Source organism: Streptomyces sp. NPDC015220 (genome assembly GCF_043079345.1).
Classification (GTDB): Bacteria; Actinomycetota; Actinomycetes; order Streptomycetales; family Streptomycetaceae; genus Streptomyces.
Window position 1 is genome coordinate 32,823 of sequence record NZ_JBIBUK010000021.1, and the last position, 16,549, is coordinate 49,371.

14 protein-coding genes are annotated in these 16,549 nt (G+C 74.2%); 7 read left to right on the forward strand and 7 right to left on the reverse strand.

Annotation, left to right across the window (positions count from 1 at the left end):
• Positions 1 to 176 precede the first annotated feature (176 nt).
• The 3 genes from ACF061_RS30480 to ACF061_RS30490 all read left to right on the forward strand — a co-directional run bounded on the left by ACF061_RS30480 (position 177) and on the right by ACF061_RS30490 (position 4,542).
• Entirely contained in the window at positions 177 to 1,724 is a 1,548-nt protein-coding gene (locus ACF061_RS30480; RefSeq protein WP_392270229.1) for a S8 family serine peptidase, read from the forward strand.
• A 272-nt stretch (positions 1,725 to 1,996) separates the two neighbouring features.
• Positions 1,997 to 3,382, forward strand: a complete 1,386-nt coding sequence (locus ACF061_RS30485) for a CoA transferase (protein ID WP_392270230.1) — start codon at positions 1,997 to 1,999, stop codon at positions 3,380 to 3,382.
• Positions 3,383 to 3,531: 149 nt separating this feature from the next.
• On the forward strand, positions 3,532 to 4,542 hold the full coding sequence (locus ACF061_RS30490) for a CopD family protein (protein WP_392270231.1): 1,011 nt from the start codon (positions 3,532 to 3,534) through the stop codon (positions 4,540 to 4,542).
• A gap of 153 nt (positions 4,543 to 4,695) precedes the next feature.
• On the opposite strand, the gene ACF061_RS30495 is transcribed toward ACF061_RS30490, so the two are convergent.
• Positions 4,696 to 5,406 (reverse strand): VIT family protein, encoded by a 711-nt coding sequence (locus ACF061_RS30495; RefSeq protein ID WP_392270232.1) that lies wholly within the window; start codon positions 5,404 to 5,406, stop codon positions 4,696 to 4,698.
• 413 nt (positions 5,407 to 5,819) lie between these two features.
• Between ACF061_RS30495 and ACF061_RS30500 the strand changes: the two genes are divergently transcribed.
• The 4 genes from ACF061_RS30500 to ACF061_RS30515 all read left to right on the forward strand — a co-directional run bounded on the left by ACF061_RS30500 (position 5,820) and on the right by ACF061_RS30515 (position 8,837).
• Positions 5,820 to 6,800, forward strand: coding sequence for a DEDDh family exonuclease (locus ACF061_RS30500; RefSeq protein ID WP_392270233.1), 981 nt, complete (start codon positions 5,820 to 5,822; stop codon positions 6,798 to 6,800).
• Between the two features lie 78 nt (positions 6,801 to 6,878).
• Positions 6,879 to 7,112, forward strand: coding sequence for a hypothetical protein (locus ACF061_RS30505; protein ID WP_392270234.1), 234 nt, complete (start codon positions 6,879 to 6,881; stop codon positions 7,110 to 7,112).
• A gap of 49 nt (positions 7,113 to 7,161) precedes the next feature.
• A complete protein-coding gene (locus tag ACF061_RS30510; RefSeq protein ID WP_392270235.1) occupies positions 7,162 to 7,989 on the forward strand; it encodes an SURF1 family protein in 828 nt (275 codons plus the stop codon).
• A gap of 92 nt (positions 7,990 to 8,081) precedes the next feature.
• Positions 8,082 to 8,837 (forward strand): SDR family oxidoreductase, encoded by a 756-nt coding sequence (locus ACF061_RS30515; protein ID WP_392270236.1) that lies wholly within the window; start codon positions 8,082 to 8,084, stop codon positions 8,835 to 8,837.
• Positions 8,838 to 8,929: 92 nt separating this feature from the next.
• On the opposite strand, the gene ACF061_RS30520 is transcribed toward ACF061_RS30515, so the two are convergent.
• The 6 genes from ACF061_RS30520 to ACF061_RS30545 form a co-directional block, all read right to left on the reverse strand.
• A complete protein-coding gene (locus tag ACF061_RS30520; protein WP_392270237.1) occupies positions 8,930 to 9,745 on the reverse strand; it encodes an enoyl-CoA hydratase/isomerase family protein in 816 nt (271 codons plus the stop codon).
• 129 nt (positions 9,746 to 9,874) lie between these two features.
• Positions 9,875 to 10,096 (reverse strand): helix-turn-helix domain-containing protein, encoded by a 222-nt coding sequence (locus ACF061_RS30525; RefSeq protein ID WP_018567695.1) that lies wholly within the window; start codon positions 10,094 to 10,096, stop codon positions 9,875 to 9,877.
• Between the two features lie 456 nt (positions 10,097 to 10,552).
• Entirely contained in the window at positions 10,553 to 12,151 is a 1,599-nt protein-coding gene (locus ACF061_RS30530) for an ABC-F family ATP-binding cassette domain-containing protein (protein ID WP_392270238.1), read from the reverse strand.
• 338 nt (positions 12,152 to 12,489) lie between these two features.
• On the reverse strand, positions 12,490 to 13,779 hold the full coding sequence (locus tag ACF061_RS30535; protein WP_392270239.1) for a hypothetical protein: 1,290 nt from the start codon (positions 13,777 to 13,779) through the stop codon (positions 12,490 to 12,492).
• Positions 13,780 to 14,434: 655 nt separating this feature from the next.
• Entirely contained in the window at positions 14,435 to 15,562 is a 1,128-nt protein-coding gene (locus tag ACF061_RS30540; RefSeq protein ID WP_392270240.1) for an alpha/beta hydrolase, read from the reverse strand.
• A gap of 176 nt (positions 15,563 to 15,738) precedes the next feature.
• Positions 15,739 to 16,440: a class II aldolase/adducin family protein gene (locus ACF061_RS30545; protein WP_392270241.1), complete on the reverse strand. Its 702-nt coding sequence runs from the start codon at positions 16,438 to 16,440 to the stop codon at positions 15,739 to 15,741.
• Between the last annotated feature and the right edge of the window lie 109 nt (positions 16,441 to 16,549).

Genomic DNA, 16,549 nt, shown 5'->3' on the forward strand with positions numbered 1-16,549 from the left:
GAGCGGTTCAAGTCCTATGAGTTCTTTCGCAAGTGGCCTGGACGAGTCATCGCCCGGTCATTGCTGGCCGGTGGGGCGGCGGGATAGCTTCGGCCTGTTCTCACCCGTCATGTACCCGCCCGAGCAGTACGGACTGCTCGGGCGCTGGTTCTGTTCCCGGATGATGTGGAGACCCCATGGCTCATCTGCGTTCGAGACGTCGACTCGCCCTGGCCGTACCGGTCGCGCTGTCCCTGACCGCCTCGCTCGGCTTCCTCCCGGCGGCGGCCTCGGCGGCACCGCGAGCGACGTCCGCCGCGCAGACCGCGGACGCGCCGACCCTCGCGTACGTCGTCAACACCAGAACCGAACACCACACGATCGCGGCCGTGCAGCGGGCCATCGCCGCGGCCGGCGGCACGGTCGTCGTGACGTACGACCGGATCGGTGTCATCGTCGTCCACTCCGCCGACCCGGACTTCGGCGAGGAGATCCGCGCGGTGCGCGGCGTCCAGTCGGCCGGCGCCACGCGGACCGCGCCGCTGAGCGCGGCCGGGACGACCGAGGAGGGCGCGGTCCAGTACCTCTCCAAGGCCGAGGCCGCCAGGATCGAGCAGGCCTCCGGGAAGTCCGAGGGGGCGAAGGCGGGTGCCGCCGAGCCCCTGGAGGCGGACCAGTGGGACCTGCGGGCGATCGGCGCCGACCAGGCCTCGCGGATCAACCCCGGCAGCCGGAACGTCACGGTCGCGGTCATCGACACCGGCGTCGACGACACCCACCCCGACCTCGCCGCCAACTTCTCCCCCGCCCAGTCCGCGAACTGCGTCAGCGGCAAGGCCGACACCACCTACGGCTCCTGGCGGCCGGCGGACGCCGACCACTACCACGGCACCCATGTGGCGGGCGAGATAGCCGCGGCCCGCAACGGCGTCGGTGTCGCGGGCGTGGCGCCCGGTGTGAAGGTGGCCGGCATCACGGTCGCCCAGCCGGACTCGAGCCAGCTGTTCTACCCCGAGAGCGTCGTCTGCGCCTTCGTGTTCGCCGCCGACCACGGTGTGGAGATCACCAACAACAGCTACTACGTGGACCCGTGGCAGTACAACTGCCTCGACGACCCGGACCAGAAGGCCATCGTCGACGCCGTGAACCGCGCCCAGCTCTACGCGCGGAGCAAGGGCACGCTCAATGTGGCCGCGGCCGGCAACGCGAACAACGACCTCGACTCCGACGCCCTCCTCGACGACGCCAGCCCGGACGACTCGACCCCGGTGAACCGGACGGTCGACCCGCACAAGTGCTTCGACGTGCCCACCCAGTTGCCGGGCGTGGTCACCGTCTCCTCGGTGGGCGTCAAGGGCGCCAAGGCGTACTACTCCAGTTACGGCGCGGGCGTGGTCGACGTCGCGGCGCCGGGCGGCGACAAGTACCAGATCCCGGACACGCCGTCGAAGAACGGCCGCATCCTGTCCACGCTGCCGAACAACCAGTACGGCTTCCTCCAGGGCACGTCCATGGCCACGCCGCACGTCGCCGCCGTGGCCGCGCTGCTGAAGTCCGCCCACCCGCACGCGACCCCGGCCCAGCTCCAGGCGCTGCTCAAGGCCCAGGCGAAGAACCCGGGCTGCCCGGCGGGGCCGTACGACGGGGACGGCGACGGGGTGGTGGACGCCACCTGCGTGGGCGGCGGACGCGTCAACGGCTTCTACGGCTTCGGCGTCGTCGACGCGCTGCGCGCGGTGAAGTGACCGGCGCGCGCCGCACTTGGTGACCACGCTCCCGACACCCGCCGGGGGGCCTCCGCACGGTCAGTGGGCGGGCGTGCGGACGCGCCTCGGCGGTAGCGGACACCCCCGTCGGGGGTGGGCGGGCCGCTCGCCGCCGGGGCGGGGGCGGGCCCGAGCACCGGGTCCGCCCCCGCCGAGCCGAGCCGGGGGAGCGGGGCGTCGTGCTACGGCGGGCGGCCCGCCCGTCGGAGCACCGCCATATATTGATTGAATCAATACTGCATAGTGCAGTCATGACTGACATCAGGTTCGCTTGGTCCGCGCTGGGTGGCGATCCCGCCGTCCTTCCGCAGGTCTCGGTCGTGGAGCGGGAGGGGGCGCTCGGGGCGCGCCTTCCCGTGCGGGCCCTCGCACGCGCCTGCGTGGGCGCCTGTGCGCTGGCCGCCGCCGAGCTGACAGCCCGTCGAGCCGGGCTCGGCGAGGTGCCGCGGGTGCGTGTGGACGACGGAGCGGTGGCCACGGCGTTCGCCGGCGAACGGCACCTCCTGATCGACGGGCGGGCGCCCGTCGCCTTCGCGCCGCTGTCGGGGTTCTGGCGGACGTCGGACGGCTGGGTGCGCACGCACGCGAACTACCCGCACCACCGTGAGCGGCTGCTGCGCGCACTGGGGCTGCCCGGGAACCGGGGCGGGGCCGCCGCCGTCGAGTCCGCGCTCGCCGAGCGGCGGGCCCTCGACGTCGAGGAGTCCGTGTACGCGGCCGGCGGTCTCGCCGTGGCGCTGCGCACTCCCGCGCAGTGGGCGGCGCACGAGCAGGGCGCGGCGGTGGCCGCCCGTCCGCTGGTCGAGCGCGCACGACTGGACGAGGCGCCCGCACGCGTGCTCCCGCCCCTCGGACACGCTCCCCTGCTGCCCGCCGCCGGACTGCGCGTGCTGGACCTGACCCGGGTCCTCGCCGGTCCCGTCGCCACCCGCACGCTCGCCCTGCTCGGCGCGGACGTGCTGCGCCTGGACGCGCCCGGACTGCCCGAACTGGCCGACAGCCACGCGGACACCGGCTTCGGGAAACGCTCGGCGACGCTGGACCTCGCGACCGACCGGGCCGTCTTGAAGGAACTGCTGGCCACGGCGGACGTCGTCGTGACCGGGTACCGGCCGGGCGCGCTGGACCGGTTCGGGCTCTCCCCCGAGGCGCTGGCCGGGCGCCGCCCGGGACTGGTCGTGGCGCAGGTGTCGGCGTGGGGCGACGACGGCCCGTGGGGCGGACGACGGGGCTTCGACAGCCTCGTCCAGGTGGCCACCGGCATCGCCGCGGTCGAGGGATCGGTCCGGCGTCCGGGTGCGCTGCCCGCCCAGGCACTGGACCACGGCACCGGATACCTGCTGGCGGCGGCGGTGCTGCGGGCGCTGACCGAGCAGTCGTACCAGGGCGGCAGCCGGGCGGTACGGCTGGCGCTGGCGCGCACGGCGACCTGGCTGACCGGCTCGGCCGGGGACGCCGCGGCCGCCGGTGTCGTGCCGGGCGCCCCGTACGAAGGTCCGGTGCCCTGGCTCGCCGAGACGGACAGCGGGGTCGGGCGGCTGCGGTACGCGCGGTCGCCGGTCACCTTCGCGGGCGGCCCCGCCGACTGGTCACGGCCGCCCCGGCCGTGGGGGACGGACACGGCCGGCTGGGCCTGAGCACGGTCGGCCGGGAGTGTGGCGGTCGGTGATCCGGCGCCGGCTGACGACAGACCGCGGACGGCGGTGAGCTCGCGCCGGGCGGAATGCCCTCCCCCGGTCGGCTTCGCCCACTTGCCCGGTTTGCGGCGTCCGGCGAAGATCTTCAGGTGACGCTGATACGACCGTCCACCCAGGCGGCCGACGGCGGCAGGACGGGGCGGCGCGCCGCGACGGCACGGGCGGTGGCGCTCCTCGTCCTGGTGGCGCTCACCGCGCTGGTCCCGCTGTTCGGCCCGGCCGCGGCCCTGCACGGCACCGGGGAGGCCGCCGCTCCCGGCGTGGGCGGCACAGCCCTGCTGCGGGCGGTGCTGTTCGCGGCCGTCTGCGTTCTGGTCGGCGAGTTGTTCGTGAACCGGCTGTCCGACCGTGTCCCGGGCGCCCCCGCCGATCCACCGCGCAGCTGGTCCCTGTTCGCGGCGGCCGCCGGGTTCCTCGCCGCCCTGGGCCTCGCCTCGGTGGTGGCCACCGGCAACTTGGTGCCGCACGGTCTGGCGGAGATCGACGTGGGCGGTCTCTACCGGACCAGGGACGGCGCCCTGGCCCTGCTGGAGGTCGACGCCTTCCTGATGGCGGCCCTGTGCGCGCTCTCGCGCCGCCCGTCGGCCCTGGCCTGGCCGCTCGCCGCGGTGATCGTGGCCGAGGCCCTGCGCGCGCACCCGGGCACCGAGAACGATCCACTGGTCGGCTCGGTCCTGACCCTCGTGCACCTGGGCTGCGGGGCATTGTGGGCGGGTGGGCTGCTGCACACCCTGCGCACGCTGCGGCGGTGGCGCGGCGCCGAGGCGGGCGCCGCGCTGCTGGGCGGCTACGCGCGCATGGCCGCGGTGGCGTTCGCCGGGATCACCGCGACGGGCGTGTGCAGCGCGCTGCGCCGGATGCCGGCGGGCACGGTGCCGCACCAGCTGACGGCGACGGCGTACGGCCGCGCGCTGCTCGCCAAGGCGGTCCTGGTGGCCGGCGTCGCCCTGCTCGCCCTGTGGGCGCGGTTCCGGCTCAGCCGGGCCCCCGACCCGCTGTCCGCCCGCGTCCCCGCACGCGCCGAGGTCGCCGTGCTGGGCCTGGTGGTGGCGGTGTCGGGACTGCTGACGGCGCTGCCGCTGCCGATCCGCTGGACCTGACGGCCGGTCCGCCGCTCACCCGGACACCCGCGGCCCGCCGGGGCGAGCGGCGTCAGCCACCCGCGGCCGACGGGGGTGGGCGGCGCCGGACACCCGCGGCCGGGGGACGAGCGGCGCCGGACACCCGCGGCCGGGGGACGAGCGGCGCCGGCGTCAGACGCCCGCCGCGCCCAGCAGAGCGCCCGCCGCGTAGGTCACGGCCATGGCCAGCGCTCCACCGGCCACGTTCCGCACCACCGCCGGGCCGGGCTTCGCCGCCCCCAGTCGGGCGCTGCTGAAACCGGTGAGGACGAGGGCGGCCAGGACGGAGAGCACCGTGACCGTCAGCCGCCACCCGGCGGGGGGCAGCACGATCGCCAGCAGGGGGAGCAGCGCGCCGACCGTGAACGCCAGGAAGCTCGCGCAGGCCGCGTGCCAGGGGTTGGTCAGCTCGTCGGGGTCGATGCCGAGCTCCACTCTCGCGTGGGCCCGCAGCGCGTCCCGCTCGGTGAGCTGCTCCGCCGCCTCCCGGGCCACCTCGCGGGAGAGTCCGCGCTCCTCGAGCAGCTCGGTCAGCTCCCGCAGCTCGGCCTCCGGTTGCTCGCGCAGTTCCTGCTTCTCCTGGGCGAGCGCGGCCATCTCCGAGTCCCGCTGGGTCGACACCGACACGTACTCGCCCGCCGCCATCGACATCGACCCGGCCAGCAGGCCGGCCAGCCCGGCGGTCAGCAGGGCCGAGCGGGAGTCCGTCGCGCCGGCCACTCCGACGACGAGTCCGGCGGTGGAGACGATGCCGTCGTTGGCGCCGAGGACGGCGGCCCGCAGCCAGTTCAGGCGGGCGCCGAGCGCGGCGCCGTGCGCCTCGTCATGCGTTGGTTCGGTCACAGCACGGAGGATCGCACGGTTCCGGTGGGGACGACCCCAGGCGCAGGGGGCCGTCGGAGGACGTTCGGCCACCGGCCCCACCGGCCGGCCCGCGCCCGTGCGCAGGAGCGTGCGCACGGGCCGGCACCCGCGCGGGCGGGCGGCGGACCGGACGGCGAGGAGACGGCCGGACACCGTCGACGGGCGGTCGTGGGGCGGCCGATGGCCGGTCAGGCCGCTCTCGGCCCGCTCGCGTTGGCCACGGCATGAACTCCGGTGCGTTTCGCCCGATTTATGGGCAGGCGCACCAACCCGGTCCGCGAAGCGGCGGACCGGGTTGCGAAGCGTTGGGCGGTGCACGCCGGCGTGCGCGGGCGGCACGGTGAGCACCTGAGGGACCGGGTTGTCGGTCCTGCCCCGTATCCTCATGGACCATGCTCGAAGACCGCACGATCGCAGGGGCCTCCTCCCCCACACCGTGGCCGGCCGCGTATCCGCGGGGATACGCGGTCGTTGACGTGGAGACCACCGGCCTGGCCCGGGACGACCGCATCATCTCCGCGGCGGTCTACCGGCTGGACGCGCGCGGCGAGGTCGAGGACCACTGGTACACGCTGGTCAACCCCGAGCGGGACCCGGGGCCGGTATGGATCCACGGGCTGACGAACGAACTGCTGGCGGGCGCGCCGCTCTTCGCGGACGTCGCCGAGGAGTTCGCGGCCCGGCTGGCGGACCGGGTGCTCGTCGCGCACAACGCCGTGTTCGACTGGCAGATGATCGCCCGGGAGTACGCGCGCGCCCGGCGCGAGGCGCCGGTGCGGCAGCGGCTGTGCACCATCGCGCTCTCCAAGGAGCTGGGCCTGCCGCTGCCCAACCACAAGCTGGAGTCGCTGGCGGCGCACTTCGGCGTCGTACAGCGGCGGGCGCACCACGCGCTGGACGACGCGCGGGTGCTGGCGGAGGCGTTCCGCCCGAGCCTGCTGGCCGCGGCGGCGGGCGGCGTCCGGCTGCCGCTGCTGGAGTGCCGGCCGCTGACGGAGTGGTCCGACCGGCCCGTGCCCCGGCAGCAGTCGGGCGGCTACCGCGCGAGCAGTTGGCGTCCGTCCCGCAAGAGGCCCGCATGCCCCCATCCCAACCCAGGACGCTACGAAGACGGCAAACGCCTCAAACAGGGTATGCGGGTCGCCTTCTCCGGTGACACCTCCGTCGAACGCGAACTGCTGGAGGACCGTGCGACCGAGGCCGGGCTGCATGTCGCCACCAGCCTGTCCCGGCTGACCAGCCTGCTGGTGACCAACGATCCGGACTCGGGCACCTCGAAGGCGGCCAAGGCCCGGCAGTACGGCACGCCGGTGGTGGACGAGGCGGCGTTCGGGCAACTGCTCAGGGACGTGGAGCCGGCGGACGGCGACTGACGCGCGTACGGGTGATTGCCGGACGACTCGCCCGCCGCCCGCTCGCCCGCGCGGCGGCCACGGCTCACCCTGTGGCCCATGGCGAGATGTGAAGTATGCGGCAATGACTACGGCATGACCTTCGAGGTGCACGCCCAGGGCGCGGTGCACGTCTTCGACTGCTTCGCCTGCGCGATCCACCGCATGGCCCCGATCTGCGAGCACTGTCGTGTGCAGATCATCGGCCAGGGCGTCGAGGTCGAGGGCCACTGGTACTGCGGCGGGCACTGCGCCCGCGCCGAGGGGAGGGTCGGAATCGTCGACCGTGTCTGAGGACACCCCTGCCGAAAGCGCCCCACGGCCGGAGATGTACCGTCGTGGGGTGTACCGCTTCCTGTTGACCCGCCAGTGGGTGATCCTGACCCTCGTGGCTCTCCTGCTCATCCCGACGATGATCTGGCTGGGTTTCTGGCAGCTGCACCGCCACGACCACAGGCAGAAGCTGAACCAGGTGATCAACGCGTCGCTGGCGGCGAAGCCGGTGCCCGTCGAGTCGCTCACCTCGGTCGGCGGATCGGTCGCGCACGACGACATCTACCGTCGGGTGACCGCGAAGGGCCGCTTCGACCCGGCGCACGAACTGGTGGTGCGTCGGCGTACGAACAGCGACGACCAGGTCGGGTACCACGTCCTGACCCCGTTCGTGCTGGACGACGGCCGAACCCTCCTCGTCAACCGGGGCTGGATCCCGTCACCCGCCTCGCAGACCTCCTTCCCGAAGATCCCGGCCCCCGCCCAGGGCGCCGTCACGGTCACCGGCCGGCTGATGCAGGACGAGACGACGGCCGCCAGCGGCATCAAGAACGTCGCGGGGCTGCCGGACCGCCAGATCATGCTGATCAACAGCGAACAGGTCGGCACGCTGCTGCGCGACTCGGGCGACACCTCCGCCAAGGCCGTGCTCGGCGGCTACGTCGAACTGGTCTCCCCCGCGCCCGGGGGCGGCAGTCCCCAACTCGTCCCGTCGCCGAAGGAGGACAGCAGCTGGATCGGCATCGGTGACATCAACCTGCCGTACGCCGTCCAGTGGTGGCTGTTCGCGGCGTGCGTCCCGGTCGGCTGGCTGGTGCTGGCCCGCCGTGAGCTCCGGGAGCGGGCCGAGGCGCGGGAGAAGGAAACCGAGACCGAGACCGAGCCCGCGACCGTATAGGGACGGGTCCCGCCGGCCGGGGGCGTTCGACCAGAACGGCCCGGTGAACACCGCCCTCGCCCCGTACGGGCAGGAGCGGGCAGGATAGAGCCATGGATCTTGGACTGAAGGACCGGGTGTACGTCGTCACCGGGGCGACGCGGGGGCTGGGCAACGCCGCCGCGCGCGAACTGGTCGCCGACGGGGCGAAGGTGGTCATCACCGGGCGGGACGAGAAGCGGGTCGCCGACGCGGCGGCCGAGCTGGGCCCGAACGCCCTCGGGGTGAGCGTGGACAACGCGGACCCCGGGGCCGCGACACGGCTGATCGCCGCCGCGCGGGAGCGCTTCGGGGGCTTCGACGGCGTCCTGGTCAGCGTCGGCGGCCCGCCGCCCGGCTTCGTCGCCGACAACACCGACGAGCAGTGGCAGTCCGCGTTCGAATCGGTGTTCCTGGGGGCGGTGCGGGTCGCTCGCGCCGCGGCGGCGGAACTGGAGTCCGGCGGTGTCATCGGCTTCGTGCTGTCCGGCTCGGTGCACGAGCCGATCCCCGGGCTGACCATCTCCAACGGGCTGCGGCCCGGACTCGCCGGGTTCGCCAAGTCGCTCGCCGACGAGCTGGGGCCGCGGGGCATCCGGGTCGTGGGGCTGCTTCCGGCGCGCATCGACACCGACCGGGTGCGCGAGCTGGACGGACTCTCGGCGGATCCGGAGGCGACCCGGACCGCGAACGAGTCCCGCATCCCGCTGCGCCGGTACGGGACGCCGGAGGAGTTCGGGCGCACCGCCGCCTTCCTGCTGTCCCCGGCGGCCTCCTACCTGACGGGAATCATGCTGCCGGTGGACGGCGGCTTCCGGCACGGCTTCTGACCGCGCGACGGCGCCCCGGGCCCGGGCCCGGGGCGCGGCCGGGCCTCCCTCCCCCCGCGGGGGAATCAGCGCCCGGCCGCTCACCGGGCCGCCTACTCGCCGAGGCCGGCCAGGTCGCGCAGGCGGCGGGCCTGGGACCGGCGCTCGGCCGCGCGCTGCTCCTCGTACGTGCGGTCCTGGGCGCCCTGAAGCAGCGCCTTCGTCTCGATCACCGCGTCGCGGGGCGCGGCGAGGATCGCCGAGGCGAGGTCGCCCGCGGTCGCGTCGAGCTGGTCCCGGGGCACGGCGATGTTGGCCAGCCCGGTGCTCACCGCCTCCTCGGCGGTCACGAACCGGCCGGTCGCGCAGATCTCCAGCGCCCGGGCGTAACCGACCAGCCCCACCAGCGGATGCGTGCCGGTGAGGTCCGGCACCAGTCCGAGCGCGGTCTCGCGCATCGCGAACCGCACGTCGTCCGCGACGACGCGCAGATCGCAGGCGAGTGCCAGCTGGAAACCCGCGCCGATGGCATGACCCTGGACCGCGGCGACGGTCACGATGTCGCTGCGCCGCCACCAGGTGAACGCCTCCTGGTACTCGGCGATGGTCGCGTCCAGTTCGGCGTCGTCGCCGCGCGCGAGGTCGATGAAGGACGGCTCGCCGTCGAAGCCCTCCGGCGTGAACGCCTGCCGGTCCAGCCCGGCGGAGAACGACTTGCCCTCGGCGCGCAGCAGCACGACACGGACGGTGCCCGGCAGCAGCCGCCCGGCCTCGGTGAGCGCCCGCCACAGAGCCGGGCTCTGCGCGTTGCGCTTGGCCGGGTTGGTCAGCGTCACCGTGGCGAGCGCGTCATCGACGGTGAGCCGCACGCCGTCCTTGTCGAGAACCGCGTCGAGTACTGGTTCGAGGTCGTGCTCGGGCGAAGCCATGGTGCGCCTCCGATGGGTACGGTCAGCCGGATGCCCTGCACGGGCATCGTAAGTGACTGCACAGTAACCACCCGGCCGACCGATTGACCGACCGGGTGGCCACCATCGAAGCCGATGGGCCGCCCGGGATCAGGCCGAGGCGGCCTTCTTGCCCCGCGTCGCCCCGCCACGCCCACGGAGCGTGACGCCCGACTCGCTGAGCATCCGGTGCACGAAGCCATACGAGCGGCCGGTCTCCTCGGCCAACGCTCGGATGCTCGCACCGGCGTCGTACTTCTTCTTCAGGTCTGCCGCGAGCTTGTCGCGCGCGGCGCCGGTCACCCGGCTGCCCTTCTTCAGAGTCTCGGCCACCCGTGCCTCCTCATGGGAAGTGCGCTCTGGTCTCCTCATGATCACCCCTCCGGGGCGTGATGGCCACCCATTCGGCAAGGTCCGTGAGACATGGTTGTGACGACAGGAGAGCGTCCCCACAAGCGGAATGGGACATTCCATGCGGTGGCGTCCGTACCGCCGATCGGGTTCTTTCAGGAAATGCCAGGTCAGGGACGTACAACGGCCGAGCCCTTGGCATATAAGGGCTCGGCCGATAAATCGATGTACGACACACCTCGATACGAGGAGATCTCACGCAGATGATGGATCACCGATGGGCCGAATGATCCATACGCCGTTGATCACATCGTTGACCACGCTGTTGATCATGTCGTTGACCAGAGGCCGGCCGGCACCCGGCCAGGGCCGGGCCGACGCTCGGCACGGGCCCGTGCGGCACCGGGCCGGGCCGGTGCCCGCGCCCGGCGCCGGCCGTCAGGCGAGGGCGACGAGGTCCGCGTAGTCGGCGCCCCACAGGTCCTCGACGCCGTCGGGCAGCAGGATGATCCGCTCCGGCTGCAGCGCCTCGACCGCGCCCTCGTCGTGCGTGACCAGGACGACGGCTCCCTTGTAGGTGCGCAGCGCGCCGAGGATCTCCTCGCGGCTGGCCGGGTCGAGGTTGTTGGTGGGCTCGTCCAGGAGCAGGACGTTGGCGGAGGAGACCACCAGGGTCGCGAGCGCCAGGCGCGTCTTCTCACCACCGGAGAGGACCCCGGCCGGCTTGTCGACGTCGTCGCCGGAGAACAGGAACGAACCCAGCACCTTGCGGACCTCGACCAGGTCCATGTCGGGAGCGGACGAACGCATGTTCTCCAGGACGGTGCGCTCCGGGTCGAGGGTCTCGTGCTCCTGCGCGTAGTAGCCGAGCTTGAGGCCGTGGCCGGGGACGACCTGGCCGGTGTCGGGCTTCTCCACCCCGCCGAGCAGGCGCAGCAGGGTGGTCTTGCCGGCGCCGTTCAGACCGAGGATGACGACCCGGGAGCCCTTGTCGACGGCCAGGTCGACGTCGGTGAAGATCTCCAGGGAGCCGTACGACTTCGACAGCCCCTCGGCCGTCAGCGGCGTCCGGCCGCAGGGCGCGGGCTCGGGGAAGCGGAGCTTGGCGACCTTGTCCTGCTGGCGGACCGCCTCCAGGCCGGAGAGCAGCTTGTCGGCGCGGCGGGCCATGTTCTGCGCGGCGACGGTCTTGGTGGCCTTGGCACGCATCTTGTCGGCCTGCGAGTGCAGAGCGGCGGCCTTCTTCTCGGCGTTGGCGCGCTCCCGCTTGCGGCGCTTCTCGTCGGCCTCGCGCTGCTGCTGGTAGAGCTTCCAGCCCATGTTGTAGACGTCGATCTGAGCGCGGTTGGCGTCCAGGTAGAACACCTTGTTGACGACCGTCTCGACCAGGTCCACGTCGTGGGAGATGACGATGAAGCCGCCGCGGTAGCTCTTCAGGTAGTCCCGCAGCCAGACGATCGAGTCCGCGTCGAGGTGGTTGGTGGGCTCGTCCAGCAGCAGGGTGTCCGCGTCGGAGAACAGGATGCGCGCCAGCTCGATGCGGCGGCGCTGACCGCCGGAGAGCGTGTGCAGGGGCTGGCCGAGCACCCGGTCGGGCAGGTTGAGGGCGGCGGCGATGGTGGCGGCCTCGGCCTCGGCGGCGTACCCGCCCTTGGTGAGGAACTCGGTCTCCTGGCGCTCGTACTGCCTGAGCGCCTTCTCCCGGGTGGCGCCCTGGCCGTTGGCGATGCGCTGCTCGTTCTCCCGCATCTTGCGGATCAGCACGTCCAGACCGCGGGCGGACAGGACGCGGTCGCGGGCGAGCACGTCGAGGTCGCCGGTGCGCGGGTCCTGCGGCAGGTAGCCGACCTCGCCGGAGCGGGTGATGGCGCCCGCGGCGGGGATGCCCTCGCCGGCGAGGCACTTGGTGAGGGTGGTCTTGCCGGCGCCGTTGCGGCCGACCAGGCCGATGCGGTCGCCCTTGGCGACGCGGAAGGTGGCGTTCTCGATGAGGATGCGGGCGCCGGCGCGCAGCTCGATGCCGGAGGCGGAGATCACGGACAGACTCCAGGGCGGGTGGGGGCGGGATGGACGGCTGAGGGCGTTCCCGCTTGTCTAATGCGCGAGGAGAATGGCCATGCGGAACAGTCTAACGGGGGCGCGCAAGCGGTTTTCCCGGGTGTTTGCACGAGCGCGGGCCGGGCGCGCGCCGGCGGCGGCGCCCGCGTCGCCGCCGGGGAGCCGCCGGTGACCGGTGCCACACGGTGCGGCGGGCCGGAATTCCCGGCCGGAGCCGGGTCGCGAGCAACGGGGCGACGTCCGGAGCTTCGGCGCGTACGCGCCGCGCACGGAGGGCCGACCCCGCGCCCCTCCCCCTGCCTCCCCGGACAGGACAGCTAGTCGCCCCCGGTGTGGACCTGGAAGGCCGCCCGGCGGACCGCCTTCGCCAGGGCCGGGTCGGGGTGCGCGGCGGCGAGCGCGACCAGCACCTGCACGGTGCGCGGGTGTCCCACGGCCCGCACCTCCGCCAGCAGCGCCGGGACGGTGGGCTGCAGCGCGGCCTCCAGGTGCCGTACGAGCATCGCGGCCTCGCCGTGGTCGGCGACGGCGGCGGCGGTGTCCACCCACAGCCAGGTCGCCTCCTCCCGGGTGAGGACCTCGTGGGCGTCCTCCGGGTCGGCGCCGTCGTGCTCGGCCAGCCACAGCAGGGCGTACGGCCGCAGCGCCGGCTCGTCGAGCACGGCACGCACGTCGGGCTCGGCGGGAGCGCCGACGACCCGCAGCGCCTCGAAGGCGAGCCCGCGCAGCAGGGCGTCCTCGCCGCGGGCCGCTCCGAGGAGTTCGGTGACGGCGCTGCCGACGGGCCGGGCGGCGAGCCAGGCGCGGTACTCGGCGCGGGCCGCGTTGGGCCGCAGCTGGGCGCAGCCGCGGAGCATGTCCTCGGCCGCCTGTTCGATGTTCCCGGCGGGGCTCTGGGCGGCGACGCAGATCTGCTCCAGCTTGACCCAGACCGCCCAGCTGCCCAGCGGGGTGAGGGTGGCCTGGCCGTCGCCGTAGGTGAGCGCGCCGACCGAGGCGAGCGCCCGCAGGGCCCAGTCGAGCAGCGGCGCGAGCGGAGCGTCGTCCGCCCCGGCGGACTCGGCGGCGGGGACCGCGGCGGCCACGGGGGCCACCGGTCCGGTGGGTTCGAGCCGCCGGTCGTAGGGGACCTCGCAGCGTTCGGTGCGCAGTTCGGTGACGCGCTGCTGGAGGAGGTCGAGAAGCTGTTCGACGGGGACGGGACCGGCCGAGAGCTGGAGGAAGGAGAGCACCTGCGGCATGGCCGAGACGACCTCGGCGACCGCGGCGGCCTCGTGGCCCTCGGGCTCCGGGCAGGCGAGCGACCAGGCGTCGAAGAGGGCGACCCAGCCCCGCAGCACAGCGCTGTCGTCACGGTCCCAGGCGCGCAGCCGCCAGCCGGGGCGGGCGCTGTCGCCGTGCACCTCGACGAGGCCGGCGAGGCGGGCGGTGTCCCAGTCGGCGCGGATCCGGGCGGTGGTCAGGCCCAGGTCGGCGGCGGCGCGCTCGGCGGTGCTCGCGGAGAGGGTGGCCTTGCCGTCGGCGGTCGCCCGGTCGCTGCCGGGGCCGAGGGCGGCGTCGGCCCAGCGGGCGACGCGGACCGCGCCGGCCAGGCCGGAGCGTGCCATTCCGGCCAGCTCCGCCGGGGCGGGGGTGCCCTCCGGCGGGCGCGGAGCGGGGCGGTGCGAGCGCCGCTGGTTCACTGCTCGGGGGGCGGCGGCCAGGGGTCGTGGGCGGACGAGTCGAAGCCTGGAGTCGCGCGGGATACGGGACGTCACAGGGGCAGTCTTCCGGTTGACGGTCCGAAAACCCAAACGGAATGTCACGGCGGGCTACGGGGATGGCCAACGCAGGAGCCCCAACGGCGGCCGAAACGACCGGAACAAGCCAGTGACCGCCAGGTGTCCGCGCACCCCGCCACGCCCTGAAACGGAACCGCCGCGGGCCCCGCGTACCGGCCCGCGCCACGCCCTCGCCCGGCGGGACCGCGGCACTTGCGCCACACCGCCCCGCAGCGGCCGTCAACCCCCGTCGCGCGTCCCGCCGCCGGACCTCCCGCCGGTCCCCGCCGCCCCGTGCCGCACCTCCTCCCGCCGCCCCCGTGCCGCACCCGCTCCCGACGGACCGCGCGACCGGTCCCGCGACGGCCGTCCGGCCGGCGGCGCGCGCACCGCTCCGTCCCGCCGGTGTGCTCCACCGGCCGGCCCCGCCGCTCCGTGGTGGGGCCCCGCCGGGCCGGCGGCGGGCTGCCGCCGGACATCGTCACCGGCCCCCCGTCACCCGTCACATCAGCGGGGTGAGGAAGCGGCGCAGCGCCTCCTCGTAGCTCTCGGGGTCGGCGTTCCACATGGCCCCGTGGGAGGCGTTGCGGACCGTGTGCAGGGCCACCAGGTTGGGGCGGTCGCCGGCGAGGCGGCGGGAGAGCCGCCAGGGGGCGACCTCGTCGTCCGGACCGTGGAAGATCAGCGTCGGCACCGTGAGCCGTGCCAGATCGGTCGCCCCGGCGAGCCGGTCGTCGCGCAGGCCCGTGCGGCCCTGGGCGGCGCGCACCGCGAGCGGCAGGAGGGCGCCCGGGGTGTGCCGCGCCCTGGCCAGTGCCCGCAGCGTCGTCTCCCAGTCGAGCACCGGCGAGTCCAGGACCAGCCCGGAGATCCGGTCGCGCAGTTCCGAGTGGAGGGCGGCGCGCAGCGCCATCGTGGCGCCGGTGGACCAGCCGTGCAGCACGACCCGTTCGGCCCCGTGGAGCACGGCGTAGCGGATCGCCGCCTCCAGGTCGCGCCACTCGGTCTGGCCGAGGTGGCTCAGGCCGTCCGGGGAACGGGGCGCGCCGAGGTCGCCGCGGTAGGCGGGGTCGAGCACCGGGAAGTGTCTGCGGTGCAGGAACTCCATGACGTTCATGGGCAGTTCGCGAGTGGTGCCCAGCCCGTGCACGGTGATCACCCAGGTCTCGCGGACACCGGGCACGAACCAGGCGGGCAGGTTGCCGAGTTCGCCCGGGACGTCGACGTCGGTGTGCCGCAGACCGAGGGCGGTGCCGGGGTCGCCGACGTACAGGTTGGGGGTGAGCCAGACCTTGTCGCGAGGGTGCAGGAAGCCGTGCGTGACGCGTTCGAGGCGGCGTACCACGGTGTCGGGGAGGTGCGGGGCGCCGTCCAGGACGGGGCCGACGACCGCGTGGGAGCCGTTGCCGGCCAGTCCGTAGGTGCCCGGGCGCAGCGAGGCCAGGTCACGGGTGAGGGTGATCTGTCCCGCGGCCGTGCCGTGCACGGTGAGCCGGTGGTCGGTGGGCAGGGGCCGGCCCGGGGTCGTCTTGAGCGCGGCGTCGCTGGCGAGCCGGCCGGCGGCGACGCTCGCCGCGCCGGCCGCCAGGGCCGCGGTGACGGCCGCGGCCGTCGCTTTGACTGTGCGCACGGGACCAGTGTCGTGGCGTACCGGGCCACCGGCCAGCGGGGAGAAGGGTCGGGGTGACATGTTCCTGCGAGTTCCAGGAAGAGCCGCCTTCATCCCTGGGCGACCGCCATCGGTCACCGGCCGGAACCGGGGTCGGCCCGCGCGGTCGGCCCCCGCCGGCCGCCGGCCCGCCGCCTTCAGTCCTGCGCCGCCTGGCCGTACCCGCGCAGCCGTTCCGTCGCCCGCGCCAGCTGCTCCGGTGTGAGGAGCGCCGGGGACAGGCCGGGCACGGCGGACGCGGTCAGCCACAGCCGGCACATCCACTCGAGCTGGGCGGTGCGGTCGTACGCCTGGTCGAGGGTGGCTCCGTAGGTGATGGCGCCGTGGTTCTGGAGTAGGCAGCCGGAGCGGCCGGCGAGGGCGCGCAGCATGTTCTCGGCCAGCTCCTCGCTGCCGTAGGTCGCGTACGGGGCGACGCGTACCGGCCCGCCGAGCGCGCCCGCCATGTAGTGGATCAGGGGCAGCTCGGGGACGAGGGTGGAGACGGCGGTCGCGTGCACGGCGTGGGTGTGGACGACGGCGCCGGCGTCGGTGGTGCGGTAGACCGCCAGGTGCATGGGCAGCTCGCTGGTGGGGACCAGCGAGCCGAGCACCTGCACGCCGTCGAGGCGGACGCCGGTGACGTCCCGCGGGGTCAGCCGGTCGTACGGCACTCCCGACGGCGTGACCAGCACGGTGTCCCCGATGCGCACCGAGACGTTGCCGGAGGTGCCGACCACCAGCCCCTCCGCCACCGTGCGGCGGGCCGCCGCCACCAGTTCCCGCCAGGCCCGGGTCTCCTCCTGCCACGGGTCCCGCCGTCCTCTTCCCCGGGTTTCGCCCCACCGCTGTTCAGCCATGCGCCGATCCTGCCAGCCGCGCGGCACGGGACACGGAATCGGACACCACGCCGACCGACTCAGTTCATCTTCCGTTCACCCTGGTTACCTACGTTCAACGAGCCAATGA

Bases quoted from the DNA above. Each gene is read 5' to 3' on its own strand.
- ACF061_RS30535 (WP_392270239.1), bottom strand. From the start codon at position 13,779: ATGGCACGCTCCGGCCTGGCCGGCGCGGTCCGCGTCGCCCGCTGGGCC.
- ACF061_RS30505 (WP_392270234.1), top strand. From the start codon at position 6,879: ATGGCGAGATGTGAAGTATGCGGCAATGACTACGGCATGACCTTCGAG.
- ACF061_RS30480 (WP_392270229.1), top strand. From the start codon at position 177: ATGGCTCATCTGCGTTCGAGACGTCGACTCGCCCTGGCCGTACCGGTC.
- ACF061_RS30520 (WP_392270237.1), bottom strand. From the start codon at position 9,745: ATGGCTTCGCCCGAGCACGACCTCGAACCAGTACTCGACGCGGTTCTC.
- ACF061_RS30500 (WP_392270233.1), top strand. From the start codon at position 5,820: ATGCTCGAAGACCGCACGATCGCAGGGGCCTCCTCCCCCACACCGTGG.
- ACF061_RS30485 (WP_392270230.1), top strand. From the start codon at position 1,997: ATGACTGACATCAGGTTCGCTTGGTCCGCGCTGGGTGGCGATCCCGCC.
- ACF061_RS30515 (WP_392270236.1), top strand. From the start codon at position 8,082: ATGGATCTTGGACTGAAGGACCGGGTGTACGTCGTCACCGGGGCGACG.
- ACF061_RS30545 (WP_392270241.1), bottom strand. From the start codon at position 16,440: ATGGCTGAACAGCGGTGGGGCGAAACCCGGGGAAGAGGACGGCGGGAC.